We start from the raw sequence: 26,417 nt of genomic DNA on the forward strand, positions 1-26,417 counted from the left end.
CAGGAACCTGACGGCACCAATCATTTGTCCACCATGGCAGAAAAGCCCTCGCCCCCCAGCGCCTGCAACCGCCGATACAACGTCCGCTCACTCATTCCCAACTCCTTCGCCAACTCGCTGCGCGAGCCTTCGAACACCTCCAGCGCATGGGCCAGTTGCTCCAGGTCCTTGCGCCCGCGAAGACGCGCCGACACGGCAGCCACGGGAGCCTCGTTGCGCAGTTCCGCTGGCAGATCCTGTATCCGAATCACCCCGTCGTCGGTAAACAACCGCGCCCGTTCCAGCACATTGCGCAACTCACGGATATTGCCCGGCCAGGCGTACAGGGTCAGCGCCCGCAGCGCCTGCGGGTCGATACGCGGCACGGCACCCGGCGCCAAGCGCTGCAACAGGCTGTCGATCAGCAGCGGCAAGTCATCGCTGCGTTCACGCAACGCCGGCAGGCGGATCGGGAAAGCGCTGATGCGATAGAACAGGTCCTGGCGGAAGCTGCCCGCCCCGACCATGTCCTTGAGCGGCTTGTGAGTGGCACAGACCAGGCGGAAGTCCGAGTGCACGGTGCGCAGGCTGCCCACCGGACGGAAGCTGCCGGACTCGATCAGCCGCAGCAGCTTGACCTGCATCGCCAGCGGCACCTCGCCGATTTCGTCGAGGAACAGCGTGCCACCATGGGCCGCTTCAGCCAGGCCGATCTTGCGCTGCAAGGCGCCGGTAAAGGCGCCCTTCTCGTAGCCGAACAGTTCGCTCTCCAGCAGGTTTTCGGTCAGGCCGGTGCAATCGACCACCACCAGCGGCCCACCGGCCCGCGGGCTGCCTTCGTGCAGGGCACGGGCAAACAGTTCCTTGCCGGTCCCCGACTCACCTTGCAGCAGCACCGGAATCGGCGACGGCGCCGCCCGCTGCAACGCGGTCAGTGCGTCCTTGAACGCCACCGAGCGCCCCACCAGGCCCTGGTGCTGGGGTTGCGCCGCAGCCACCGCAACGCTGTTCAGCCGCTCGACGTAGCCGACCACCTCGCCCTGGCGGCCGAGCAACGGACGCAGTTCCACATCGACATGCTCCGGCCCGCGTGGAGTGTGGTGGATGTGCAGGACCCGTTCGGGCAGGCGCGTTTCATGGGCCTTGCGCATCGGGCAATGCTCACCGGCCTGGTCGCAGGGCACGGCGAACTGGTGCGAAACCCGATAGCACTTGGCGCCGACATGCGGCCGATCCTCGACGCCGAACTGGCGCTGGTAGGCGGTATTGGCCGCGACGATGTTGTAGTCGGTGTCGAGAACGATGGTCGGCTGCACGTCGTGCTCGAGGTAGGACACCAGTGCCTGCATGTCAGGCTGGGAGAGATCGGTGGCAATCAGGTTCATGGCGGCTCCGGGACGAAGGCCGCAGCTTAATACAGAGCGCTGGACTCTGCCATTTTACTGCCACTGACTGCCATCGATACTGCCATTTCTGCCAAACTGATTTCCAGATACACAAAACTCCGCCAACTGTGCTGACAAACGTCAATGAACAGTGGGAAAAGCGCACCTCCGTCCGTTGGCATGCTTATTGAAATCCTCGACGAACAAGGGATGACTCCGCCTCCCTCGGCCGCCATCCCTCTTTGCCTGGAGTACGCAATGAACATCGGCGACAAGCTGACCGTAGAAGCCTTCTTCGATCCCAATACCTGGACCATCAGTTACCTGGTGCTGGATCGCGACACCCGTTGCTGTGCGCTGATCGACAGCGTGCTCGACTACGATCCCAAGTCCGGGCGCACCCGCACCGAATCGGCCGACCGCCTGCTCGCGCGGATTCGCGAACTGGGCGCGCGGGTCGAGTGGATCCTGGAAACCCACGTGCACGCCGACCACCTGTCGGCGGCGGCGTACCTCAAGGAGCAACTGGGAGGCAAGGTAGCGATCGGCAGCCATATCACCCAGGTGCAGCAGGTGTTCGGCGAGCTGTTCAACGAAGGCAGCGCGTTCCGCCGCGATGGCAGCCAGTTCGATGTGCTGCTGGCCGACCACGGCGAGTTCGCCATCGGCAACCTGCGCGCCACCGCCCTGCACACCCCCGGACACACACCGGCATGCATGAGCTACCTGATTCACGACGGTGATGAAACCGTTGCCTTCGTTGGCGACACCCTGTTCATGCCCGACTACGGCACCGCCCGTTGCGACTTCCCCGGCGCCGATGCACGCACCCTGTACCGCTCGATCCAGGGCCTGCTGGCGCTGCCGCCGCAGACCCGGCTGTTCATGTGCCACGACTACCTGCCGGGCGGCCGCGAGCTGCAATACATGACCACCGTGGCCGAGCAACGCGCGCGCAATATCCACATCCATGACGGCATCGACGAAGACACCTTCGTCAACATGCGTGAAGCCCGCGACGCCACCCTCGACATGCCGGTGCTGATGCTGCCCTCGGTGCAGGTGAACATGCGCAGCGGCCAGTTGCCGGAGCCGGAAGACAACGGCGTGCGCTACCTGAAGATTCCACTGAACTCCCTTTGAACCAGGCCCCGTTCCCATGAATTCGAATACCCGCCCTCAACACCAGGTCCTGATCATCGGCGCCGGTGCCGCCGGCATCGCCACTGCCTCCAGCCTGCTGGCCCGCGCCCCCGGCCTGGACATCGCGATCATCGATCCGGCCGACACCCATTACTACCAGCCGGGATGGACCCTGGTCGGGGCCGGGGTGTTCAGCCCCGAGTCGACCGCCCGCCCGCTGGCGTCGCTGATCCCGCGCGGCGTGCAGTGGATCAAGGCCGCAGTCAGTGCCTTCGAGCCCGAGGCCAACTGCGTGGTGCTGGCCGACCAGCGCCGCATCGGTTACCAGCAGCTGGTCGTCTGTCCCGGCCTGAAGCTGAACTGGGGCGCCATCGAAGGCCTGGAGGAAACCCTCGGGCGCAATGGCGTGACCTCCAACTACCGCTATGACCTGGCGCCCTACACCTGGAAACTGGTGCAGGAGCTCAAGCAAGGCCAGGCGCTGTTCTGCCAGCCGCCAATGCCGATCAAGTGCGCCGGGGCGCCGCAGAAGGCGCTGTACCTGTCCTGCGACCATTGGCGCAAAACCGGCCGTCAGGGCCAGGTCAAGGCGAGCTTCCTCAACGCCGGCGCGGTGCTGTTCGGCGTGCCCGACTATGTGCCGGCGCTGATGGAGTACATCGGCAAGTACGCCGTGGACCTGCAGTTCGGCCACAACCTGGTGGCTGTCGACGGCCCCGCCAGGCAGGCGACCTTCGCCCGCACCCTGGCCGACGGCAGCCGGGAAACCGTGGTGCGCCCATTCGATATGCTGCACGTGGTACCACCGCAGATCGCCCCGGACTTCATTCGCAACAGCCCGCTGGCCGACGCCGCCGGCTGGGTCGATGTCGACCCGGCCAGCCTGCGCCATCGCCAGTTCGCCAACATCCACGGCCTTGGGGATGTCACCAACACCAGCAACGCCAAGACCGCCGCGGCGGCACGCAAGCAGGCCCCGGTGGTGGCGAACAACGTGCTGGTGGCCCTCGGTCGACTGGCACGTCCGGCCGTGTACGACGGTTATGGCTCCTGTCCGCTGACGGTGGAGCGCGGCAAGATCGTCCTCGCCGAGTTCACCTACGGTGGCAAGCTGGCACCGACCTTCGCTCCCTGGCTGCTCGACGGTCGCCGGCCGACCCGGCTGGCCTGGTGGCTGAAGGAACGACTGCTGCCACCGCTGTATTGGCGCGGCATGCTCAAGGGCCATGAATGGCTGGCACGCCCCACCCTGCAGGCGGACACGTCAGCCCCATGAACGAAGCCATGTTGCTCGGCAGCGGGCTCGGTCTGCTGATTGGCGCGATCCTCGCCCTGACCGGCGCCGGCGGGGGCATCCTGGCGGTGCCGCTGCTGGTGTTCGCGCTGGGTCTGTCGATGGCCCAGGCCGCGCCGATCGGCCTGCTGGCGGTCGGCCTGGCCGCAGCCGTCGGCGCCCTGCTCGGGCTGCGCCAGGGTATCGTGCGTTATCGCGCCGCCGGCTTCATCGCCGGCATCGGCATCCTGCTCACCCCCGTGGGGTTGTGGCTGGCCCACCGACTACCGAACGAGCCGCTGGCGCTGGGCTTCGCCGTCGTGATGGTCTACGCCTGCGCACGGATCTTCAACAAGGCCCGCCACGAACTCGAACACGGCCAGCCGGCGCCACGCGCCGAATTCCTGCCCTGCGTGCTCAACCCGCTGCAGGGACGCCTGCGCTGGACCCTGCCCTGCGCCCGGGCGCTGACCATCACCGGCATGTTGTCCGGGTTGCTCTCGGGGCTGCTCGGGGTCGGTGGCGGTTTCGTGATCATCCCGGCGCTGACCCGCTATACCAACCTCGACAGCAAGAGCATCGTCGCCACCTCCCTGGCGGTGATCGCCCTGGTGTCGACCGGCAGCGTGGTCACGGCCACCTTGTCGGGCGTGATGCACTGGTCGGTCGGTGCACCATTCGCTGCCGGCGCGGTGGTCGGCCTGGTGCTGGGCCGCCAGGTCGCCGGACGGCTGGCCGGGCCCAGACTGCAGCAACTGTTTGCCTTGACCGGGTTCCTCGCCGCGCTGATGCTGGTTCTCAATGCACTGGGCCTTGCCGGCCACACCTGATCAGGAAGTCCTCATGTCCCTCGATACGCTGCATTTCACGCCCCTTTCCGCCCTTGGCGGCGGGGTCCTGATCGGACTGGCCGCCAGCCTGTTCGTGCTGTTCAACGGCCGGATCGCCGGCATCAGCGGGTTGCTCGGCAGCCTGTTGCAGCGAGGTGGCGAAGGACGTGCAGAAAAAGCCCTGTTCCTGCTCGGCTTGCTGGCGGCACCGCTGGCCTGGGGGCTGTTCCAGTTGCCGCACGTGGTCGAGTTCGAAGGCAACGGCTTCACGCTCGCCGTCGCCGGCCTGCTGGTCGGCATCGGTACCCGCTACGGTTCCGGCTGTACCAGCGGGCATGGCGTGTGCGGCATCTCACGCCTGTCGCCACGATCGATCGTCGCCACGCTGAGCTTCATGTTGGCGGGATTCCTGACGGTCTGGGTACTGCGTCACCTGGTGGGGTACTGAGCATGCGCAAGCTGACAGCCTTCCTCGCCGGCCTGCTGTTCGGCCTCGGTCTGTTGCTGGCGGGCATGAGCAATCCGGCCAAGGTCCTGGCCTTCCTCGATATCGGCGGACAGTGGGATCCTTCCCTCGCGCTGGTCATGCTCGGCGCCATCGGCAGCGCCTGGCTGCCGTTTCACTGGGCAATGAAACAGCCGCGCTCGCTGCTCGGCGCGCCCATGCAGATACCCGCTACACGAAAGCTGGATCGCCGCCTGGTCGGTGGCAGCCTGTTGTTCGGCGTGGGCTGGGGGATCGCCGGAATCTGCCCGGGCCCGGCCCTGGTGCTGCTGCCCGGCGGGCACTGGCAGAGCGCCGTGTTCGTCGCGGCGATGCTCGCTGGCATGCTGCTGTTCGCCCGCCTGCAGGCTCGTCAGGGACGCTGAAGCAGCGTCAGCGGCTCGCAAGCCTGGAGATAATCGCAACCGAGCACCTCATGCAGGCGCCGGCCATCGCTCAGCCGCCGGAAGAAACCCGGCGAGCGCCACGGTGCGCGACCGTCGACATTCGGTGCGCCGCGACCGGCCAGCACATCGTCGATACAGACCGTGCGGGTTTCGAAGGAGATCCGCGTCCGGTCCGTGTGATTGGGCACTCCGGCATGGGCGTGGGCGCCGGAGAACGCAAGCAGGCTACCGGGGTCGATCACCACCGGCACCGCCACTTCATCGTCGATGGGCTCCAGCAGGTGGGGAATCGCCTGGTCGGCGTCCACCGAGTTGCGGCCATCGCGGTGCGAGCGTTGCAGCACCCGGCTCAGGTCGAAATCGGCACTGCTGTTGGCCAGTGCCCGTTGCCAGAGCTGTGGATAAATGGCGAAGGTCCGCCCGGCGCTGATCGGGTAGATCGGCGCCCACCAGTTGGTCTGGGCATAGAGGTTCGAACCCCAGGTGTCGCGATGGAAGGCGATGGTCGCGGTGGCACGGTCGCGCGGTGCGGCCTCGCCCGGTGGGTGCGGTGGCTGGAAACGCAGGTGCAGGCGATCACAGGCAATGCCGCCGGCGGCCAGCCCCAGGCTGTCGAGCACCTGCGCCCAACTGCGCTGTATGCCGTCATGTCGATGGAACAGCGTCTGCAGGCGCGTGAAGCACTGCGCTTGCTGGACGTGATCCAGGTGCTGATGGATCCGGGTCGGCTCGAAGGGATACAGCGTCTCTTCCAGCAGGCCACGAGCCGCCTCGACCAGTGCCTGCATGGCCGGCAACGCCAGGGCGAACACCTCCCCGGCGTAGATCCGCGAATGAAACTCTTCAGGCATGGCTGGTGGCTGCAACTGGCTGTACATCCGGTAACGCTCCCCATTGGGCGGGTACAAGTACCCGCACTCTAGAACAGGCGCACGCGGCGACAACAGGCTCAGTGGCGAGAAAAAACCACCGTACAGCCGATCACTCGGTCGGCATCTTGCGGAAACCAACCGCCAGGCGGTTCCAGCTGTTGATGGTGTTGATCGCCAAGGTCAGGTTGACCTGCTCGGCCGGGCTGAACTCGGCATTGAGCAGCGCATAGTCCTCGTCCGGGGCGTGGGTTTCCGAAACCCGGGTCAGCGCCTCGGTCCAGGCCAGGGCGGCCCGCTCACGGGCACTGAAGAACGGCGTTTCACGCCAGGCCGACAGGGTGTACAGGCGCCGCTCGGTTTCACCGGCCTTGCGCGCATCGGCACTGTGCATGTCCAGGCAGAAGGCGCAGCCGTTGATCTGCGAAGTGCGCATCTTCACCAGTTCCAGCAGGGATTTTTCCAGCGGCAGTTTGTTCACCGCCCCCTCCAGCGCCATCATGGCTTTCATGGCATCCGGCGAAGCGGTGTAGAAATCGATACGAGGTTGCATGGCAGTGTTCCTGACAGGTGGTTGATGGCGCTACGTTAAGCCCGCGAGGCCACAAGCCAAATAGCCAATTCCGGGCAAGATCGGGAAGCCAATCGGCGACCGCTGCCAAGGACACCGGCCGCAGGCTAAACTGCGGGCTGACCCGCACCACCCTCTCCTTCCAGCGAGCCCTCACATGGAACTGCACATCACCCTCGAGGGTCGTCGCGACCTGGCCCGGCAGATCACCGACCAACTGCGCAGCGCCATCACCACCGGCCAACTGGCCGCAGGCACGCAGCTGCCGCCGACCCGGCTGCTCGCCGAACAGCTGGGGGTATCGCGCAAGACCGTGGCCGATGCCTACGCCCAACTGACCTACGACAACCTGCTGATCGGCCGGGTCGGTGCCGGTACCTTCGTCGCCTCGCATGCCCCGCGCGAGCGCACCCCGGCCCAGGGCGAGGAGCTGGCCGGTGCGGCAGTGGTACGCCAGTGGCGCGAGGCCTCGGTGCCGCTGCACCACCCGCTCGGCACCCTGCGCTACGACTTCCTCGGCGGCGCCACCAGCAAGCACCAGTTCCCCCACGACGAATGGCGCCGCTGTGTGCTCTTCGCCCTGCGCCAGACCGCCCAGGCCCGTGGTCTGTACAGCCAGCCGGAGGGTATTGCGATGCTGCGCGAGGCGATTGCCCGGCATATCGGCTTTGCCCGGGGCGTGCGCTGCAACGCCAGCGACCTGCTGGTGACCAATGGCGCCCAGCAGGCCCTGGACCTGGTCGCCCGGGTGCTGGTGGAGCCCGGCAGCCTGGTCGCTGTCGAAGACCCCGGCTACCCGCCGGCCCGGCTGCTGTTCGCCGCCCAGGGCGCGCGGGTGGTGGGCGTACCGGTGGATGAACAGGGCATCCGGGTCGAGGCGATTCCCGAGGGCACGCGGCTGATCTACGTCACCCCGGCGCACCAGTTCCCGCTGGGCATGCCGATGAGCCTGGAACGCCGTCAGGCCCTGCTGGAACGCGCACGCGAGCTGGGCGCGATCATCATCGAGGATGACTACGACTGCGAGTTCCGCTACGAGGGACGGCCCACCGATTGCCTGCAGAGTCTCGACCAGCATGGCCTGGTGGCCTATGTCGGGACCTTCTCCAAGACGCTGCTGCCCGAGTTGCGCCTGGGCTACCTGGTGGCGCCGCCGGGGCTGCTCAAGGCCCTGGTCTCGGCCAAGCAACTGACCGACTGGCACACCGCGACCCTGGCCCAGTGGGCCCTGGCCAAGTTCATCAACGACGGTTACCTGGTCAAGCATATCCGCCGCTGCCACCAGGCCTACGCCAGCCGTCGCGAAAAGCTCATCGAACGGCTGGACGGCGACCTGTCACCCTGGTTCGAACGCATCCACTCCACGGCCGGCTACCACCTGGCGATCCTCAATCGCGGCGCGGTGGACATCCCGCAACTGATCGACCTGGCGAAAAGGTTCGAAGTCGGGCTGTACCCGTTGGCGCCCTTCTTCCACACCGCACCGCCACGCACCGGCCTGCTGATGGGCTACGGTTCGATCGAAACCCTGGATATCCAGCCGTCGCTGGACCGGGTGTTGGAGCTGCTCAAGCAGATCGCCTGATCCCTCGGCACGCTCGTTGACACACGGCAATTGCCAGCCCATGGCACACACCGCTAGAATGAGATCAATTCTTAATTACATTCACGCAGGATGCGCTCCAGCGAGCAGTCGGTGCCATGTCGTCAGCCCATCACCCGCATATTCACACGCTCTACAGCGAGCATCACGGCTGGCTGCAGGGTTGGCTCAACCGCAAGCTGGGCAACAGCTGCGATGCCGCGGACCTGGCCCACGATACCTTCCTGCGCCTGCTCAGCCGCCCTGCCGCACGCTCGCTGGGTAGCGAGCCGCGCGCGCTGCTGACGCACATCGCCAAGGGCCTGGTGGTCGACCGCTGGCGCCGCCAGGAGGTCGAACGGGCCTATCTGGAAACCATCGCCCACCTGCCACCGCAGGAAGTGCCGTCGCCGGAAACCCGCCTGCTGATCCTGGAAACCCTGTGGCGGATCGAGGCGCTGCTGCAGGAGATGCCACGCAAGACCCGCGAGGCGTTCCTGCTGTCGCAGATCGACGGCCTGACCTACCAGGAGATCGCCGAACGCCTGGGCGTCTCGCTGATCAGCGTCAAGCGCTACATGCGTGATGCGTTCATCGCTTGCCTGAGCGTCGCCTGATGAGCCAAGCCCCGATCAACCCGCGTATCCTCGGCGAAGCCGCCGACTGGCTGGTGCAACTGCATTCCGGCACGGCCTCGGCAGCTGATCGCCTGGCCATCGAACAGTGGCGCCAGCGCAGTGCCGAACATGCCCAGGCCTGGCAGCGGGCCGAAGCGGTGCTCGGCGACTTTCGCAGCGTGCCCGCCGCAATCGTCAGGGACACCCTCAAGCGCACCGAACGCCAGCAGGGCCTCGGTCGCCGCCAGGTGCTGAACCGTATCGGCCTGTTGTTGCTGGCTGCCCCCCTTGGCGTGGCCTGGCAGCGCGGCACCTGGGAGCAATGGACGGCCGACCAGCGCACCGCGGTCGGCGAACAGCGTACCCTGAACCTGGCCGATGGCAGTCAGGTCCTGCTCAACACCGACAGCTCGCTGGACATCGCCTTCAGCGGCCAGGAGCGCCGGCTGGTCCTGTTGACCGGCGAGATCCTGGTCAGCACCGCCCGCGACCCGTCACCGACCTACCGACCGTTCATCGTCGAGACCCCGCAAGGTACTGCGCGAGCGCTGGGCACCCGCTTCAACGTGCGGATCGACGGACAACGCAGTGAGGTCGCGGTGCTCGAAGGCGCCGTTGAGCTCGAGGCCCAGGCCGGTGGGGCCAGCTCGACGCTGCAGGTCGGGCAACGCGCGGGGTTGCACTACAGCCGGATCGGGCCGGTGGAGCACTTCGACATTGCCAGCCTGACCTGGGACCGCGGCATGCTGCTGGCGCGCGACATGCGCCTGGCGGATGTGCTGCAGGAACTGGGGCGCTACCGGCCCGGGGTGTTGCGCTGCCAGTCGACGGTGGCCGAGTTGCGGGTGTCGGGGGCGTTTTCACTGAAGGACACCGATTCGAGCCTGCAACTGCTGCAGAACACCTTGCCGCTGAAGGTCAGCCGGTTGACCCGTTATTGGGTGTCGGTCGAGGGTCGAGCCTGATTGTAGGTGCAGCCGGTCGACACTCGATTGCTCGCGAGGGTAGCCCAGACACCACGGGGCATCAGAGACCCGCGTCATCCTTGATCGTTCCCACGCTCGGCGTGGAAACGCAGCCCGTGACGCTCTGCGTCGCAAGAGCGGACGCTGAGCGTCCTGGGAGGCATTCCCACGCCGAGCGTGGGAACGATCGAAGCTTGACCGGGAACAGAGTATCTACAGTTTCACTGATACCTTTTTCACGCTCGTCCGGTGTGTGGATAACCCCCTGCGTTTCCACGCTCCTGACAGGAATGATTGCTCGATGACCTCCAGGCACCACCCCCTGACGTCCCGCCTGCCGCTCCAGGCGCTGACCCTGGCCCTTGGCCTGACCCTCGGCGTCACCCTGCCCGCCAGCGGCCACGCCAACGAAATCACTGCGCAAAATGCCCCACGCCACTACCGCATCGCCCCCGGCCCGCTGCACCAGGTGCTGGCGCAGTTCGCCGTCAGTGCTGGCGTGCCGCTGTCCTTCGACCCGGCCCTGCTGGGCAATCGCCAGAGCCCCGGGCTCAACGGCAACTACGGCGTCCTCGAAGGCTTCCAGCAACTGCTGCACGGCAGCGGCTTCGACCTGATCAGCAGCGGCACCAGCGGCTACACCCTCGCCCCCCATGTCGAATCCAATGGAGCCCTGGAGCTGGGCGCGACCACCATCAGCGGCGAGTCCGCCGCCGACGCCGAGGTCTACAGCGGTGGCCAGGTGGCCCGCAGTGCCCGCCTGGGGCTGCTCGGCAACCAGTCGGTCGAGGACGTGCCCTTCAGTGTCACCAGCTACACTGCCCAGACCATCCGCGACCAGCAGGCGCAAACCGTCGGCGATGTGCTGCTCAACGATGCCTCGGTACGCCAGTCTTCCGGCTTCGGCAACTTCTCCCAGGTGTTCGTGATCCGCGGCCTGCCACTGAACGGTGACGATATCGCCTACAACGGCCTGTACGGTGTGCTGCCACGGCAGATCATCGCCACCGAGGCGCTGGAGCGGGTCGAGCTGTTCAAGGGGCCGAACGCCTTCATCAACGGCGTCACCCCCGGCGGCAGCGGCATCGGCGGCGGGGTCAACCTGCAACCCAAGCGCGCCGGGGACATACCGACCCGCAGTGTCACCCTCGATGCCGGTGGCTCCGGCCGCACCGGCGCGCACGTCGACCTGGGCCAACGCTTCGGTGAAGACAACCGCTTCGGCGCCCGCCTCAACCTGCTGCAACGCGAGGGCGACAGCGGGATCGACGACGAGGACCGCCGCTCGACCCTCGCCACCCTCGGCCTGGACTATCGCGGCGAACGCCTGCGGCTGTCGGCGGATCTCGGCTACCAGAAGCAGGTGATCAACCAGGGCCGGCCGGTGATCTACCTCGACGCCAGCCTGGACAAGGTGCCCCACGCGCCATCGGCCAAGGACAACTACGCCCAGTCCTGGAGCTACTCGCAACTGGAAGACACTTTCGGCATGGCCCGGGCCGAATATGACTTCAATGACAACTGGACCGGCTATGTCGCCGGTGGCGCCAAGTACACCCGGGAAAACGGCGTGTACTCTTCGCTGACCCTCACCGACACCAGCGGCAACGCCCGTGGCGGCATGCTCTACTCGCCCCACACCGAGGATAACCGCAGCCTGATGACCGGGCTCAACGGCCACCTGCAGACTGGCCCGGTCAGCCATCAACTGAGCTTCGGCCTGGCCGGCATGTGGGGCGAACAGCGCTCGGCCTACGAGAACATCGCCAGTGCCGGGCGCTACTTCAACAATATCTACGATGTGGTTCCGCGGCCACGGCCGGTGGCGACTTCGTTCGGCAGCGACATCCATGACCCTCGGGTGGTCGGTCGGAACCAGATCCGCAGCACGGCGATAGCCGACACCCTGGGCTTTCTCGACGACCGCGTGCTGCTGACCGTCGGTGCACGCCGCCAGTCCATCGTGGTCAACGGCTGGAACACCGTCACCGGCGTGCACAACGCCAGCTACGACGAGTCGATCACCACGCCGGTCTACGGCCTGGTGATCAAGCCCTGGGACCATGTGTCCTTCTATGCCAACCGCATCGAAGGCCTGGCCAAGGGTCCGTCAGCCCCCACCACCGCGATCAACAGCACCGAGACCTTTGCGCCGGTGCGCAGCAAGCAGGTCGAGGCCGGGGTACGGGTGGACATGGACAGCTACGGCGGCAGCCTGGGCGTCTATCGCATTGAGCAGCCTTCCAGCTACACCGGTTCCGACCGGATTTTCCGGGTCGAGGGTGAGCAGATCAACAAGGGCGTCGAGCTGACTCTGTTCGGCGAGCCGCTGCAGGGGCTGCGCCTGTTGGGTGGCGCGACGGTGATGAAGACCGAGTTGACCGGTACCCTCAACGGCACCAACGATGGCAACCGCGCGATCGGCGTACCGAGCTTCCAGTTCAACCTGGGCGCCGACTGGGACGTACCGGGTATCGAGGGCGCGGCGCTGAGCGCACGGATGCTGCGTACCGGCGGGCAATACGCGAACGCCAGCAACACCTTGAGCCTGCCGAGCTGGAACCGCTTCGACCTGGGCTCGCGCTATCGCTTCAAGCTGGACGAGAAGGAAGTCACCCTGCGGGCCAACCTGGAGAACGTGGCAAATACCGCCTATTGGGCTTCGGCCAACGGCGGCTACCTGACCCAGGGCACACCGCGAACCCTGAAAGTCTCGGCGACCGTGGATTTCTGATCGAGCGCGGCGCACCGCTACAAGCCGCTACTCCCAATCCTACAGTCCACGGCTACGCAGCCACTGCATGAACCCCCGCTTGACCTCCGGCTTGGGCACTTCGCGGGTAAAGTTCTGCGCCGCATGCAGGCGATGGTCGACCAGGGTCCTCATCGCCTCGCCGATATCATGCCGGGCATCCAGGCAGGGCTTGAGGTATTCCTTCTCGATCCGGTACAGCAGGCAATCGGTCTTGGCCGTGAAGTCCGCCGGCATCCCCTGCTCGGCGACGATTCCGGCCTCGCCGATCACCTCGCCCGGGCCCATCCGTGCCGCTTCGCTGGGCTTGTCGCCACGCAGCAGGGTCACCGACACCACGCCCGATTCGATGATGAACAGGTGATCGCTGACCTCACCGCGCGGCAGGATCATGCTGCCAGCCCGGAACAGCTGCGGCACCATGTTCTGGCTGAAGGTTTCCTTCTCCTCGGAACGCAGCGTCGAGAAGATAGGCGAGCTCTCCAGCAACGCCCGTGGCCGTGAGGTGCTGCTCGGCAATGCGCTCTCCGCCGCCGACAGCAGGCTCACGCCCGACGCCTGCAAATGCCGGAACGCCAGGTCGAACAGCTGGTTGCGCACCTCGCGCTTAAGGCCCATGCTCGCGACGAAACCGGTGATTTCATACTCCACACCGGCCGCGCCGGAACTTTTCAGCGCCACGCTCGGGGCCGGCGTGGTCAGCAGTGCCCGGCACCCGAGCACCGCACGCTCCAGCGCCTCGATCACCACATGGGGCCGCACATGAGGGCTGACCTGCAGGCTGATGGTCAAGCCGTGCACGTCGCTGGGACGGCTGAAGTTGATGATCCGCGCCTTCGCCGCCAGCGAGTTGGGCACCACCGCCAGGCTGCCCTGGGAGGTCTGCAGGCGGGTCGCGCGCCAATCGATGTCAACCACCCGGCCTTCGGTACCGTCGATGGAGATCCAGTCATCGACCTGATAGGGCTTGGTGGTGTTGAGCACGATGCCGGAGAACACGTCGCTGAGCGTACTCTGCAAGGCCAGGCCGACGATGATCGCAAAGGCGCCGGAGGTCGCCAGCACGCCTTTGACCGGAAGGTCGAGGACATAGGCCGCCGCCGCGATGATCGCAATCAGGAAGATGATCGCCCCCAGCACGTCCTGCAAGAGCCGGCCGGCATGGCCGACCCGCTGCATCATCACCGTGCCGACCAGCACCGTCAGGGTCCGCGCGCCGAACAGCCACCAGCCGATCTGCAATCCGGTAGCCGCCAGGTGCCGCGGGATATCGTCAGGCCACGGCGCGATCTGCATCGGGTTCATGCCTTCGTTGAACAACACCAGGCTGTACAGCGAAAACACGCTCAGGCGCACCACCAGCTTCCAGTTGCCGCTACGCGAACCGAGCAGGCGCCACAGCAGGAGGTCGATCACCAGCAGAAACAGCGCGCATAGCAGCGGGTGATCGAGCAACAGGGGTTGTTGGGTGAACAGGTCAGGCATCGCACGGCTCCGAAAACAGCTGGACAGCTGCAGGCGCCAAGGATAGCCCGCTTTCACCCACGGCTCACAGCCTGTGTTCAGTCATCCATCTGGCCGAAACGACCGCTGTGGAAGTCGACGAATGCCTGGTGGATTTCGGCCTCGGTATTCATCACAAAGGGCCCATGGCCCACGATCGGCTCGTCGATCGGTTCGCCACTGAGCAACAGCAGCATGGCATCGCCATCGGCCTCCAGCCGCAGCTGCTCGCCGGCCTGTTCGAACACCACCAGTTGCCCGGCGCTCGCCAGTGCTTCGCCGTTGATCCGCACACTGCCGCGCAGCATTACCAGCACCGTGTTGTGGCCGGCCTGCAGGTCGAGGTCCAGCGGCTTGCCGCCGGCCAGGCGAAGGTCCCAGACATCGATCGGCGTGAAGGTCCACGCCGGGCCACGCTGGCCCTCGAACTCGCCGGCGATCAGGCGCAGGTGGCCGGCACCGTCCTTGAGGGCGATGTTCGGGATGTCGCGGTCGAGGATGCCCTGGTAGCCAGCCGGCGCCGACTTGTCACGCGCCGGCAGGTTGACCCACAGCTGGACCATTTCCAGCCGGCCGCCACGGCGGGCGAAGGCTTCGGAATGGAACTCCTCGTGGATGATTCCCGCCGCCGCGGTCATCCATTGCACGTCGCCCGGGCCGATGATGCCGCCGGCGCCGGTGGAGTCGCGGTGTTCGACTTCGCCGTCATAGACGATGGTCACAGTTTCGAAACCGCGATGGGGGTGCTGGCCGACGCCACGACGCTCGGTGGTCGGGGTGAATTCGGCGGGACCGGCGTGATCGAGCATCAGGAACGGGCTGATCCGCTGGCCCAGGCCATCGTAGGAAAACAGCGTGCGCACCGGGAAACCGTCGCCGACCCAGTGGCCGCGCGGGCTGGTATAGATGCCAAGAATCTTTTTCATGGATGCCTCCATCAAGTCATGGGGCATAGCTTAGATTCGCTGCGTTTTTAGCGGTAGTCGGCAAAAATCAACCTCATCGTCCCAGCCATGGAACGAACGATTGGGATGCGGATGATGACCTGATGCGGGTGTGCGCTTGTGACGCCGGAGCGTCACGGGAGGCATTCCCACGCGGAGCGTGGGAACGATCGGTGTGCGGAGGTCCAGAGCGTGGGAATCATCGGAGCGGGAGCGGAGAGTCGCAGCTATCGGTGTGGGGTGGTCCAGAGCGTGGAAGCCATCGGTGCGGGAGCGGAGCGTCGCAGCTATCGGTGTGGGGCAGTCCAGAGCGTGGGAATCATCGGTGCGTGTTGCACGACCGTGATGGGAGATGCTGATGGCGGTGACAACCGGCTTGGAAGGATTTGCTGACACTTGCCAGGCTGGTAATGCTCCAGGCGCGCCTAGACTCAACTGATCGTTCCCACGCTCTGCGTGGGAATGCAGCCATCGACGCTCTGCGTCACCGAGCCCACACCCAATCACGGACGATCTCATGGGCAGAAGCCGCTACACCATCATCGAACCCGACCAACCGCACTTTCTCACCTGTACCGTCATGGAGTGGCTACCGCTATTCACTCGCCCCGCCCTGGTCAGCCTGCTGCTGGAATCTTGGCGCTATCAGCAGGCTTACCAGGGCTTGCGCCTGCATGGCTACGTGGTCCTGGAAAATCATCTGCACTTCGTCGCCCAGGCACCGGAGTTGAACCGCTGCCTGAGCAGCTTCAAGTCGTTCACCGCCCGCCGGATCATCGACCAGTTGCAGCAGGACAATGCGCAGCGAGCCCTGCAGCGCCTGCGCTTCAGCAAGCGAGCACACAAGCGGGACCGGGTTTATCAGCTCTGGCAGGAGGGCTCACATGCGGAGCTGGTGTGCAGCGAGCGGGTGATGCGGGAAAAGCTCGACTATATCCACCACAACCCGGTGAAACGGGGTTATGTCGACCTGGCGGAGCACTGGCGTTACTCCAGTGCTCGCAACTATGCCGGCCTGGAGGGGTTGATCGAGATTCAGCGGTGGGATGGGTGAAGGAGTGGTGTGAGCTGATGTGGTGTGACGCGGAGCGTCACAGGCTGAATTCCCACGCGGAGCGTGGGAACTATCAGCGAGTGGGGGGTTAAAAGCCCCACCGATCGCTCCCCTGACCTGCGCCGATCACTCCCTCGCCCTGCGTCGTTCGTTCCCCCCGCCCTGCGCCTATCGTTCCCTCGCCCTCCGTCGATCGTTCCCACGCTCTGCGTGGGAATGCATCCAAGGACGCTCCGCGTCCACCCCACCTGGACACGTGAATTCGTGCCGGGTGGTAAAGATTCCTTTTCCCCAGCCTGTATTTTTCTCAAAGATAGGGATGGGGATACTCCTGCCCATTCCCACCGTCATTCCAGGAGTCAACCATGTCTGTCCCCGCCTTTGGCCTCGGTACCTTTCGCCTGCAGGGCCAGGTCGTCATCGATTCGGTCAGGACCGCTCTCGATCTCGGCTACCGGGTCGTCGACACCGCACAGATCTACGAGAACGAAGCCGAAGTCGGCCAGGCCATCGCCGCCAGCGGCGTAGCCCGCGATGAGCTGTTCATCACCAGCAAGATCTGGGTCGCCAACTTCGCCAAGGACAAGCTGATCCCCAGCCTCAGGGACAGTCTGCGCAAGCTCGGCACCGATTACCTCGACCTGACCCTGATCCACTGGCCATCGCCCGGGAACGAAGTGCCGGTCGCCGAATTCATGGCCGCGTTGCTGGAAGCCAAGCAGCTGGGCCTGACCCGCCAGATCGGTATCTCCAACTTCACCGTCGACCTGATGCAGCAAGCCATCGCCGCGGTCGGTGCCGAACAGATCGCCACCAACCAGATCGAACTGCACCCCTACCTGCAGAACCGCAAGGTGGCGGCGTTCGCCCAGAGCCAGGGCATCCAGGTCACCTCGTACATGACCCTGGCCTATGGTGAAGTGCTCAAGGACCCGGTGATCCACCAGATCGCCGAGCGCCACCAGGCCACCCCGGCCCAGGTGACCCTGGCCTGGGCCATGCAACTGGGCTACGCGGTGATCCCGTCCTCGACCCGACGCGAAAACCTGGCTGGCAACCTCAAGGCCCGCGAACTGCGCCTGAACGACCAGGACATGGCACTCATCGCCGGCCTCGAGCGCGGTCACCGGCTGACCAGCCCGGCCGGCCTCGCCCCGGCCTGGGACTGACCGTCAGAGCAACTGGTTGCGCTTGGCGAACTCCGCCAGCGCCACCACCGACTTGAGGTTCAGCTTGTCGATCAGCCGGGTCTTGTAGGTACTGACGGTCTTGTCGCTGAGCAGCATCAGCGCGCTGATTTCCTTGTTCTTCATGCCCCGGGCGATGTAGCGCAGGATACTCAGCTCGCGGTTGCTGAGGTTCTCGATCTGCCGCGCCTCGGACTCGTTGACATGGGTCGCCATGCGCCCCGGGTCCTCCAGGCGGGGAAAGAAACTCTTGTTGAGCATCACCGCCCGTACCGCCAGTTGCAGTTCATCGAGCTCGGCGGTCTTGGACACGTAGCCCAAGGCCCCGGCACGCATGCAGCGCTCGGAGTAGAACTCCGGCGATTGCTCGGTCAGTACCACGATCTTGCCCGGCAGCCCCAGCGAGGTGATCCGGGTGATCACCTCCAGGCCATCGAGCCTGGGAATGTTCAGGTCCATCACGATCAACTGCGGCTCCAGCTCCCGCGCCCGCTGCACCGCATCGACGCCGTTGTCGGCCTCGGCCACCACTTCATAGTCGAGTTTCTCCAGCAATATCTTGATAGCCAGGCGAACGAACGGGTGATCGTCCACAATCAGTGCTGTACGCATCGCAAATCCTTGTGAAGTACGCCGGCCACTGCTTGAGACAGGTACGTGCTTGCATCGATCGAAAGAGAAAGGAATCCACCGAACTCAAGTGTAGGAAAGTTCTTGGATGCTTGCCTGAGCACGGCCCTCTTGCGACCTAGCGGGCCGACCGGACGGATCGCGCACTTTAGCGACCGCCTCCCGAGAGATATGTAGGAATAATCCCAAGACCAAGCCTTCGCAGCGGAAGATGCGGCTCAATCGGTGGTACTCGGGCTCCAGAACGCCTGTTGCACGCGACTGGACGTCGACAGGCGTGCCACCAGCGCATCCAGCTCATCGCCGTCGATCGAGTTGGCTGCCAGGGTCGCCTCGATTTCCACCTCGTCGTCGCCGACCGGACGCACCTCGACGTCGCTGGCCGGGTAGTTGCTGCGTTCCAGTTCCTTTTCCAGCAGCGACAGCACGACCTTCTGCTCGGCGCGCAGGGCGCTCAGGTAAAGAATGTAGGTGACCTCCGCCGACACCACATCGAGCGGCTGACGGTTGATGTAGTTGACGATCGGTCGCAGCAGGGTGTTGGCCGCCAGCACGAACAGCGTGCCGAGCAGCGCCTCGAGGATCAGGTCGGCCCCGGCACAGGCACCGACCGCCGCCGAAGCCCAGAGCGTGGCAGCGGTGTTCAGGCCACGAACGTTGCCCTCCTCGCGCATGATCACCCCGGCACCGAGAAAGCCGATGCCGGAGACCACGTAGGCGACCACCCGCACCGCGCCCTCGGCACCACCGAGGCGGTTGGCCATGTCGACGAAGATCGCCGCCCCGACCGCCACCAGCACGTTGGTGCGCAGGCCGGCGGTGCGCTGGCGGTACTGGCGCTCGAAGCCGATCAGGCCACCGAGGATGAAGGCCGCACTCAGGCTGACCAGAGTATCGGTCAACGAATCGAGGTTGATGTTGTCGAGGGCCTTCATCCATTCACTCCATTTTCGATGATGTTCTCTAACCGACCACCCAGGCTATCGCCCCCTGGTTGGCTACAACCCTGTGGCGAGCAGGCTTGCCTGCGCTCGGCTGCAAGGCAGCCGCAAAACGGCCCTCACTGCCAGCCGAACCGGCGGCTGTAGAAGCCTTTCACCGCCTGCGTCAGCGCCATGTACGCCAGCAGGATCACCGGCAGGAACACGAAGTACAGCGACGGCAACGCCTGCAGCTTGAAGTAGTGCGCCAGCGGCCCCATCGGCAGGAAGATCCCCACCGCCATGATGATTGCGGTCATCACCATCAGCGGCATCGCCGCGCGGCTTTGCAGGAACGGAATCTTCGGCGTGCGGATCATGTGCACGATCAGCGTCTGGGTCAGCAGGCCGACCACGAACCAGCCCGACTGGAACAGCGTCTGGTGGTCCGGGGTGTTGGCATCGAAGACATACCACATCAAGGCGAACGTGGTGATGTCAAAGATCGAACTGATCGGCCCGAAAAAGAACATGAAGCGCCCGACGTCCGCCGGCTGCCAGCGCTGCGGCTTGCGCAGCAGGTCTTCGTCGACGTTATCGAACGGGATGGCGATCTGCGAGATGTCGTACAGCAGGTTCTGCACCAGCAGGTGCATCGGCAGCATCGGCAGGAACGGAATGAAGGCGCTGGCCACCAGTACCGAGAACACGTTGCCGAAGTTCGAACTGGCGGTCATCTTGATGTACTTGAGCATGTTGGCAAAGGTCCGACGACCTTCGAGCACGCCCTCCTCCAGCACCATCAGGCTCTTTTCCAGCAGGATGATGTCAGCCGCCTCCTTGGCGATATCCACGGCGCTGTCCACCGAGATACCGATGTCGGCGGTGCGCAGGGCCGGCGCGTCGTTGATGCCGTCGCCCATGAAACCGACCACGTGCCCGTTGGCCTTGAGCAGGCGAACGATGCGTTCCTTGTGCGACGGGGTCAGCTTGGCGAACACGTTGGTGGTCTCGATCGCCTTGGCCAACTGCTTGTCGCTCATGCGTTCGATATCGTTGCCCAGCAGCAGACCCTGCTGCTCCAGGCCGACTTCGCGGCAGATCTTGGCGGTGACCAGCTCGTTGTCACCGGTCAGCACCTTCACCGCGACACCGTGCTCGGCCAACGCACGCAGCGCCGGCGCGGTACTTTCCTTGGGCGGGTCGAGGAAGGCGACGTAGCCGATCAGGGTCAGGTCCTGCTCATCCGCCAGGCTGTAGACATCATCGCCGGCCTCCATCGAACGCGCGGCTACCGCCACCACCCGCAGGCCTTCCTCGTTGAAGGCCGCGGTAACCTGGCGAATCCGCGCCAGCAGTTCATCGGTCAGCGGCTCCTCGGCCTCGCCATGACGAACCCGGGTGCACACCGACAGCACCTCTTCCACCGCGCCCTTGCAGATCAGCAGGTGCGGATGGTCCTGCTCGACCACCACCACCGACATGCGCCGGCGATTGAAGTCGAATGGAATCTCGTCGACCTTCTGGAACGCGGTGCCGACCTGCAGCTCGCGGTCGATCTCGACGTGCTCGAGCACGGCGACGTCGAGCAGGTTCTTCAGGCCGGTCTGGTAGTAGCTGTTGAGGTAGGCCATTTCCAGCACGTCCTCGGACTCCTCGCCCCAGACGTCGACGTGGCGGGCCAGGAAGATCTTGTCCTGGGTCAGGGTGCCGGTCTTGTCGGTGCACAACACGTCCATCGCGCCGAAGTTCTGGATCGCGTCCAGGCGCTTGACGATGACCTTCTTGCGCGACAGGAATACCGCGCCCTTGGCCAGGGTCGAGGTGACGATCATCGGCAGCATTTCCGGGGTCAGGCCGACGGCGATCGACAGCGCGAACAGCAGCGCCTCCATCCAGTCGCCCTTGGTGAAGCCATTGATGAACAGCACCAGTGGCGCCATCACGAACATGAAGCGGATCAGCAGCCAGCTGACCTTGTTCACGCCGTGCTGGAATGAAGTCGGTGCGCGGTCGGTGGCACTGACCCGCTGGGCCAGGGCGCCGAAGTAGGTGTTGTTGCCGGTGGCCAGCACCACGGCGGTGGCGGCACCGGAGACCACGTTGGTGCCCATGAACAGGATGTTGTCCAGGTCCAGCGGGTTGGTCGCGCTGGGGTCGATCTGGCGGACGAATTTCTCCACCGGCATCGATTCACCGGTCATCGCCGCCTGGCTGACGAACAGGTCCTTGGCGCTCAGCACCCGGCAGTCGGCAGGGATCATGTCGCCCGCCGAGAGCACGATCAGGTCGCCCGGCACCAGTTGGCGGATCGGCAGTTCGATGCGCTGGGCACCCTGCACCTGCGTGGCACTGGCGTGGAACCTGCCGAACACCGGCGAGGTGTCCGCGGCGAAATCCCGGCGCATGACGGTCGCGGTGTTGCTGACCATGGCCTTTAGCGCATCGGCGGCCTTGTTCGACTTGGCCTCCTGCCAGAAGCGCAGCAGGGTCGAGAGCACCACCATCGAGAAGATCACCGTGGCGGCCTTGAGGTCGTCGGTCAGCCAGGAGATCAGTGCCAGCAGGGTCAGCAGCAGGTTGAAGGGGTTCTTGTAGCAGTGCCACAGGTGCGTCCACCAAGGCAGCGGCTGCTCATGCTCGACCTCGTTGAGCCCGAACTTCTCGCGCAGCGCCTGGACCTGGGCTTCGCTCAAGCCGTCGGCATGCGCGCCCAGACGCTCCATCAGCCCCTGGGGATGATCGTTGGCAGCCGCCACCAGGGTCTGCGCCAGGGTCGGCGGGACCTCGCGGCTGACCGTGGCGTCGGTCATGCTCTCGAGCAGGGCCAGGCGGCGGAAGTGCCGGGCGAAATGCCGGGTCCGCAGAAAACCGGCAAAGAATTCTTTCAACAGGGTGAGTTTCATGGGGCTGACTCCCGCGCCACCGGCCCATCTCCTGCCAGGGCAGAAAGACGGGCGACGTTGATCTTGCGAGCAGAAACCGCATGCGCAATACCGCCACGCCGCACCGCTCCCCAGGGGGGACAGGCGCAGCCGGCCACCGGGCAGGAATGCCAGGCGTGTCGATAGCGTCGCGACGAGCCACAGGGGCGCATCACAGGCTGTTCAGCGTCGGGAAAAGGACTTCGGGAGACAGCCGCCAGGGGCTGTCATCGGGATGCCGCTTCTCGCTTTCGGGCGAGACAACGGCAGGGAAAGGCTGCGCGTTATCTTGCCGAGAATATGCCGGTCATCGGAACCGGCCGACTACTGTCACTCGAACAAGTACCCACATGGGCCTCCGCAATGGATGAAAACGCGCGAAGCTTACACTTCGACATTTGCAGCGTAAACGGTAACAAGGTGTTTCGCCGGGCTACCGGAAGGTTCTTCAGGAAGGGTTCAGGTTGACGCCGGTCAAGGTCATTCACAGTCCCACTGACGCATGCGGGCGCGGCAGTGTTTCATCGCATTGACGATATGTTTTTCCACCAGGCTGCGGGAAATATTCAGGCGCTCTGCAATTTCCGGGTGCGACAGGCCCTCGAGCTTGCGCAGCATGAAACTGTCGCGGCACAGCCTCGGCAGTTCGGCCAGGGCGCGCTGCAGCATGAGCAGTCGCAGGTCATGATCCAGCTCCGTCTGCGGAGAGGGACTGAAAAACCGCTCATCGCTATCGAGCACTGCCAAGGGTTCGTTCTGGCGCACGGCGTTACGCCGATGATCGTCGATCATCAGGTTCATCGCCGTGCGATAGAGGAAGGCCCGCGGTTGTTCGATCGGTGTTTCGCTGGAGCGCTCCAGCACACGTAGATAGGCATCATGCACCACATCCTCGACAACCTGGCGGTTGCCCAGTTTCGCATTGAGGAAACACACCAGTTCACGGTAGTAGTTTTCCAACATGACTCCTGTCCGCACGCTCGGCGGGGGCCGGTCCTTGAGTCATCGGCAGCCAGGGCTCGATGATGGCAGTTTGAGGATGTGTAATTTATAGTAATTCTCATATAGATTTAAAGTGCTCCCGGACAAAAGCCTGAAATGTCTGGAAAAACAGTGCCGGACAAAGACTTAAATTCACACTGGGGCTTCTCGTCTAACTGAAATCTCCCGTGTCCCCGCCAGCAGCCGGAAACAACCCGCTGGCGTGATCACGGATCGATCTTCCATCGGCTGGAACCCTGCATGAAACGTCCTCGACGCACCCGACGCGCCCTGCTTGTCTCGCTCTGCCTGATCCCTGTCGTCGCCTTCGCCGCCTGGCAGATCCTGCCTCCGGGGCGCGACAGTTTCGCCACCGTCACGGTCAACCGCGGTGACATAGAAAGCAGCGTGACTGCCCTCGGCACCCTGCAACCACGCCGCTACGTCGATGTCGGTGCCCAGGCCTCCGGGCAGATCCACAAGATCCACGTCGAGGTCGGCGACCAGGTGAAAGAAGGCCAGTTGCTGGTCGAGATCGATCCCTCGACGCAGAAAGCCAAGCTCGACGCGGGCCGCTATTCCATCGAAAACCTCAGGGCCCAGCTCCAGGAGCAGCGTGCCCTGCATGAACTGGCCCGGCAGAAGTACCAGCGCCAACTGCAACTCAATGCCGGCGGCGCCACTCGCGTCGAGGACATCCAGAGTGCCCAGGCCGAGATGCGTACCACCCAGGCGCGCATCGACATGTTCCAGGCCCAGATTCTCCAGGCCCAGGCCAGCCTGCGCAGCGACGAGGCGGAGCTGGGCTATACCCGCATCTACGCGCCGATGGCCGGCACCGTGGTCGCCCTTGATGCCCGCGAGGGCCAGACGCTCAATGCCCAGCAACAGACGCCACTGATCCTGCGGATCGCCAAACTGTCGCCAATGACGGTCTGGGCCGAAGTCTCCGAAGCCGACATCGGCCACGTCAAGCCGGGCATGAGTGCCTACTTCACCACCCTCAGCGGCGGCAACCGGCGCTGGAGCAGCACTGTGCGGCAGATCCTGCCGGTACCGCCCAAGCCCCTGGAACAGTCCAGCCAGAGCGGCAGCAACAGCCCCAGCGGCAGCAGCAAGAGCGGTGCCGCACGGGTAGTGCTGTATACCGTGCTGCTGGATGTCGACAACGCCGACCAGGCCCTGATGGCGGAAATGACCACCCAGGTGTTCTTCGTCGCCGACCGTGCGCAGAACGTCCTCACCGCACCGATCGCCGCCCTGCAGGGTGGCCACGACCCGCACCGGCAGACGGCCCGGGTCGTCACCCCCGAAGGCCGGATCGAGACCCGTGAAGTGCGCACCGGCATCAGCGATCGCCTGCGCATCCAGGTACTCGACGGCCTGGCCGAAGGCGATCATCTGCTGATCGGTCCGGCCGTCGGTAGCGGAGGCTGAATGCAAACGCCACTGATCGAACTGCAGGACATCCGTAAATCCTATGGTGGTGACGACAGCCCACTGGTGGAAGTGTTGCGCGGCATCGACCTGTCGATCCATGCCGGCGAGTTCGTCGCTATCGTCGGCGCCTCCGGCTCGGGCAAGTCGACCCTGATGAACATCCTGGGCTGCCTGGACCGCCCCACGTCCGGCAGCTACCGCTTCGCCGGCGAGCCGGTGGCCGAACTGGACACCGACGAGCTGGCCTGGCTGCGTCGCGAGGCCTTCGGCTTCGTGTTCCAGGGCTATCACCTGATTCCTTCCGGATCAGCCCAGGAAAACGTCGAGATGCCGGCCATCTACGCCGGCACCCCGGCGGCCGAGCGCCATGCCCGCGCCGCCGCCCTGCTCGACCGCCTGGGCCTGGAAAGCCGTCGCGGCAATCGCCCGCACCAGCTCTCCGGCGGCCAGCAGCAACGGGTGTCGATCGCCCGTGCCCTGATGAACGGCGGCCACATCATTCTCGCCGACGAACCCACCGGCGCCCTCGACAGCCACAGCGGTGCCGAGGTGATGACCCTGCTCGACGAACTGGCGAGCCAGGGCCACGTGGTGATCCTGATCACCCACGACCGCGAGGTCGCGGCCCGCGCCAAGCGCATCATCGAGATCCGTGACGGCCTGATCATCAGCGACAGCGCCCGGCAGGCCGGCGCCGCCCCGCCCAGCGCCAACCCGGGCTCCCTGCAGGCGGTGGACCTGCGCCAGCGCCTGAGCGACGGCAGCGAATACAACGGCGCCTGGAAAAGCGAACTGCTCGAGGCCGTGCAGGCCGCCTGGCGGGTGATGTGGATCAACCGCTTCCGCACGGCCCTGACCCTGCTCGGCATCGTCATCGGCGTCGCCTCGGTGGTGGTCATGCTGGCGGTGGGCGAAGGCAGCAAGCGCCAGGTCATCGCCCAGATGGGCGCCTTCGGCTCGAACATCATCTACCTGAGCGGCGCCGCCCCTGCGCCCCGCGCACCACTGGGCATCATCACCCTGGACGACGTGGCGGCGCTGTCGGCACTGCCCCAGGTGAAAATGATCATGCCGGTCAATGGTAACGATGCGACGGTGCGCTTCGGCAACCTGGACCACAACGCCTATGTTGGCGGCAACGACACGCAGTTCCCGGCGATCTTCAACTGGCCGGTGGTCGAAGGCAGCTACTTCACCCAGGAGGATGCGCGCAGTGGCGCAGCGGTGGCGGTGATCGGCCACAAGATCCGCGAAAAGCTGTTCCAGCACCTGCCCACCCCCATTGGCCAGTACCTGCTGATCGAGAACGTGCCGTTCCAGATCGTCGGCGTACTCCAGGAAAAAGGTGCCACCTCCGGCGAAACCGACAGCGACGAGCGGGTGGCAATCCCCTACTCCGCCGCCAGCGTCCGCCTGTTCGGCACCCACAACCCGGAATACGTGGCCATCGCCACCAGCGACGGGCGCAACGTCAAGGACGCCGAACGTGCCATCGACCAGGTGATGATGACCCTGCACAACGGCCGGCGCGACTTCCGCCTGACCAACAACGCGGCGATGATCCAGGCCGAGGCCCGCACCCAGAACACCCTGTCGCTGATGCTCGGTTCGATTGCCGCCATCTCGCTGCTGGTGGGCGGGATCGGCGTGATGAACATCATGCTCATGACCGTACGCGAGCGTACCCGGGAAATCGGTATCCGCATGGCCACCGGCGCCCGCCAGCGAGACATCCTGCGCCAGTTTCTGACCGAGGCGGTGATGCTCTCGGTGGTCGGCGGCCTGGCCGGCGTGGTCCTGGCCCTGGGCGTCGGCGGCATCCTGATACTGAGCAAGGTCGCGGTGGCCTTCTCCCTGGCCGCCGTGACCGGTGCCTTCGCCTGCGCCCTGGTCACCGGCGTGATCTTCGGCTTCATGCCGGCCCGCAAAGCCGCCCGGCTCGATCCGGTGGCAGCCCTTACCAGTGAATGATCGATC

Annotated in this window: 22 protein-coding genes; 13 read left to right on the plus strand and 9 right to left on the minus strand. The window is 65.2% G+C overall.

Annotated elements, in window-relative coordinates; all coding sequences use genetic code 11:
• Positions 1-20 precede the first annotated feature (20 nt).
• The gene (locus tag HU752_RS23380) at positions 21-1,364 is read right to left on the minus strand and encodes a sigma-54 interaction domain-containing protein (RefSeq protein WP_186684066.1); all 1,344 of its coding nucleotides are present in this window, start codon (positions 1,362-1,364) and stop codon (positions 21-23) included.
• A 258-nt stretch (positions 1,365-1,622) separates the two neighbouring features.
• Here HU752_RS23380 and HU752_RS23385 point away from each other — a divergent pair, with 258 nt between their 5' ends.
• Genes HU752_RS23385 through HU752_RS23405 form a run of 5 tightly spaced genes read left to right on the plus strand, consistent with a single transcriptional unit; the run spans position 1,623 to position 5,480 of the window.
• Positions 1,623-2,507 (plus strand): MBL fold metallo-hydrolase, encoded by an 885-nt coding sequence (locus tag HU752_RS23385; protein WP_186684068.1) that lies wholly within the window; start codon positions 1,623-1,625, stop codon positions 2,505-2,507.
• 16 nt (positions 2,508-2,523) lie between these two features.
• Positions 2,524-3,783, plus strand: coding sequence for an NAD(P)/FAD-dependent oxidoreductase (locus HU752_RS23390; protein ID WP_186684070.1), 1,260 nt, complete (start codon positions 2,524-2,526; stop codon positions 3,781-3,783).
• Entirely contained in the window at positions 3,780-4,610 is an 831-nt protein-coding gene (locus HU752_RS23395; RefSeq protein ID WP_186684072.1) for a sulfite exporter TauE/SafE family protein, read from the plus strand. Before HU752_RS23390 ends, HU752_RS23395 begins: the two co-directional genes overlap by 4 nt.
• Before the next feature lie 13 nt (positions 4,611-4,623).
• A complete protein-coding gene (locus HU752_RS23400) occupies positions 4,624-5,058 on the plus strand; it encodes a YeeE/YedE family protein (protein ID WP_186684074.1) in 435 nt (144 codons plus the stop codon).
• A gap of 2 nt (positions 5,059-5,060) precedes the next feature.
• Complete coding sequence (locus HU752_RS23405; RefSeq protein ID WP_186684076.1) at positions 5,061-5,480, plus strand: DUF6691 family protein; 420 nt, start codon at positions 5,061-5,063, stop codon at positions 5,478-5,480.
• On the opposite strand, the gene HU752_RS23410 is transcribed toward HU752_RS23405, so the two are convergent.
• Together HU752_RS23410 and HU752_RS23415 are read right to left on the minus strand one after the other, a co-directional pair.
• Positions 5,468-6,379: a phytanoyl-CoA dioxygenase family protein gene (locus tag HU752_RS23410; RefSeq protein ID WP_186684078.1), complete on the minus strand. Its 912-nt coding sequence runs from the start codon at positions 6,377-6,379 to the stop codon at positions 5,468-5,470. The two genes, HU752_RS23405 and HU752_RS23410, sit on opposite strands and share 13 nt — an antisense overlap.
• A 103-nt stretch (positions 6,380-6,482) precedes the next feature.
• On the minus strand, positions 6,483-6,923 hold the full coding sequence (locus HU752_RS23415) for a carboxymuconolactone decarboxylase family protein (protein ID WP_017905496.1): 441 nt from the start codon (positions 6,921-6,923) through the stop codon (positions 6,483-6,485).
• A gap of 175 nt (positions 6,924-7,098) precedes the next feature.
• On the opposite strand from HU752_RS23415, the gene pdxR reads away from it, so the two are divergent.
• The 4 genes from pdxR to HU752_RS23435 all read left to right on the plus strand — a co-directional run bounded on the left by pdxR (position 7,099) and on the right by HU752_RS23435 (position 12,839).
• A complete protein-coding gene (gene pdxR / locus HU752_RS23420) occupies positions 7,099-8,526 on the plus strand; it encodes a MocR-like pyridoxine biosynthesis transcription factor PdxR (RefSeq protein WP_186684080.1) in 1,428 nt (475 codons plus the stop codon).
• A 116-nt stretch (positions 8,527-8,642) separates the two neighbouring features.
• Positions 8,643-9,140 carry a sigma-70 family RNA polymerase sigma factor gene (locus tag HU752_RS23425; protein ID WP_186684082.1) on the plus strand — a complete coding sequence of 166 codons (498 nt, stop codon included), beginning with the start codon at positions 8,643-8,645 and terminating at the stop codon, positions 9,138-9,140.
• Positions 9,140-10,105 (plus strand): FecR domain-containing protein, encoded by a 966-nt coding sequence (locus HU752_RS23430; RefSeq protein WP_186684084.1) that lies wholly within the window; start codon positions 9,140-9,142, stop codon positions 10,103-10,105. Before HU752_RS23425 ends, HU752_RS23430 begins: the two co-directional genes overlap by 1 nt.
• A gap of 301 nt (positions 10,106-10,406) precedes the next feature.
• Positions 10,407-12,839: a TonB-dependent receptor gene (locus tag HU752_RS23435; protein WP_186684086.1), complete on the plus strand. Its 2,433-nt coding sequence runs from the start codon at positions 10,407-10,409 to the stop codon at positions 12,837-12,839.
• 39 nt (positions 12,840-12,878) lie between these two features.
• On the opposite strand, the gene HU752_RS23440 is transcribed toward HU752_RS23435, so the two are convergent.
• Positions 12,879-14,342, minus strand: coding sequence for a mechanosensitive ion channel domain-containing protein (locus HU752_RS23440; protein WP_186684093.1), 1,464 nt, complete (start codon positions 14,340-14,342; stop codon positions 12,879-12,881).
• Between the two features lie 77 nt (positions 14,343-14,419).
• Positions 14,420-15,286 carry a pirin family protein gene (locus HU752_RS23445; RefSeq protein ID WP_186684095.1) on the minus strand — a complete coding sequence of 289 codons (867 nt, stop codon included), beginning with the start codon at positions 15,284-15,286 and terminating at the stop codon, positions 14,420-14,422.
• 535 nt (positions 15,287-15,821) lie between these two features.
• On the opposite strand from HU752_RS23445, the gene HU752_RS23450 reads away from it, so the two are divergent.
• Positions 15,822-16,358, plus strand: a complete 537-nt coding sequence (locus HU752_RS23450; RefSeq protein ID WP_186684097.1) for an REP-associated tyrosine transposase — start codon at positions 15,822-15,824, stop codon at positions 16,356-16,358.
• A gap of 365 nt (positions 16,359-16,723) precedes the next feature.
• Positions 16,724-17,527: a 2,5-didehydrogluconate reductase DkgB gene (gene dkgB / locus HU752_RS23455; RefSeq protein ID WP_186684099.1), complete on the plus strand. Its 804-nt coding sequence runs from the start codon at positions 16,724-16,726 to the stop codon at positions 17,525-17,527.
• A gap of 3 nt (positions 17,528-17,530) precedes the next feature.
• Here dkgB and HU752_RS23460 read toward each other — a convergent pair whose 3' ends face one another.
• From HU752_RS23460 to HU752_RS23475, 4 genes are all read right to left on the minus strand, one after another.
• Positions 17,531-18,157, minus strand: coding sequence for a response regulator transcription factor (locus HU752_RS23460; RefSeq protein ID WP_186684101.1), 627 nt, complete (start codon positions 18,155-18,157; stop codon positions 17,531-17,533).
• Positions 18,158-18,393: 236 nt separating this feature from the next.
• Complete coding sequence (locus tag HU752_RS23465) at positions 18,394-19,110, minus strand: MgtC/SapB family protein (RefSeq protein ID WP_186684103.1); 717 nt, start codon at positions 19,108-19,110, stop codon at positions 18,394-18,396.
• Positions 19,111-19,235: 125 nt separating this feature from the next.
• Positions 19,236-22,001, minus strand: a complete 2,766-nt coding sequence (mgtA, locus tag HU752_RS23470; RefSeq protein WP_186684112.1) for a magnesium-translocating P-type ATPase — start codon at positions 21,999-22,001, stop codon at positions 19,236-19,238.
• Positions 22,002-22,499: 498 nt separating this feature from the next.
• Positions 22,500-22,982, minus strand: coding sequence for a sigma-70 family RNA polymerase sigma factor (locus tag HU752_RS23475; protein ID WP_186684114.1), 483 nt, complete (start codon positions 22,980-22,982; stop codon positions 22,500-22,502).
• Positions 22,983-23,261: 279 nt separating this feature from the next.
• Here HU752_RS23475 and HU752_RS23480 point away from each other — a divergent pair, with 279 nt between their 5' ends.
• Positions 23,262-24,437 carry an efflux RND transporter periplasmic adaptor subunit gene (locus tag HU752_RS23480; protein ID WP_186684116.1) on the plus strand — a complete coding sequence of 392 codons (1,176 nt, stop codon included), beginning with the start codon at positions 23,262-23,264 and terminating at the stop codon, positions 24,435-24,437.
• On the plus strand, positions 24,438-26,411 hold the full coding sequence (locus tag HU752_RS23485; protein ID WP_186684118.1) for a MacB family efflux pump subunit: 1,974 nt from the start codon (positions 24,438-24,440) through the stop codon (positions 26,409-26,411).
• Positions 26,412-26,417 lie beyond the last annotated feature (6 nt).

Source organism: Pseudomonas vanderleydeniana (assembly GCF_014268755.2).
Lineage (GTDB): Bacteria > Pseudomonadota > Gammaproteobacteria > Pseudomonadales > Pseudomonadaceae > Aquipseudomonas > Aquipseudomonas vanderleydeniana.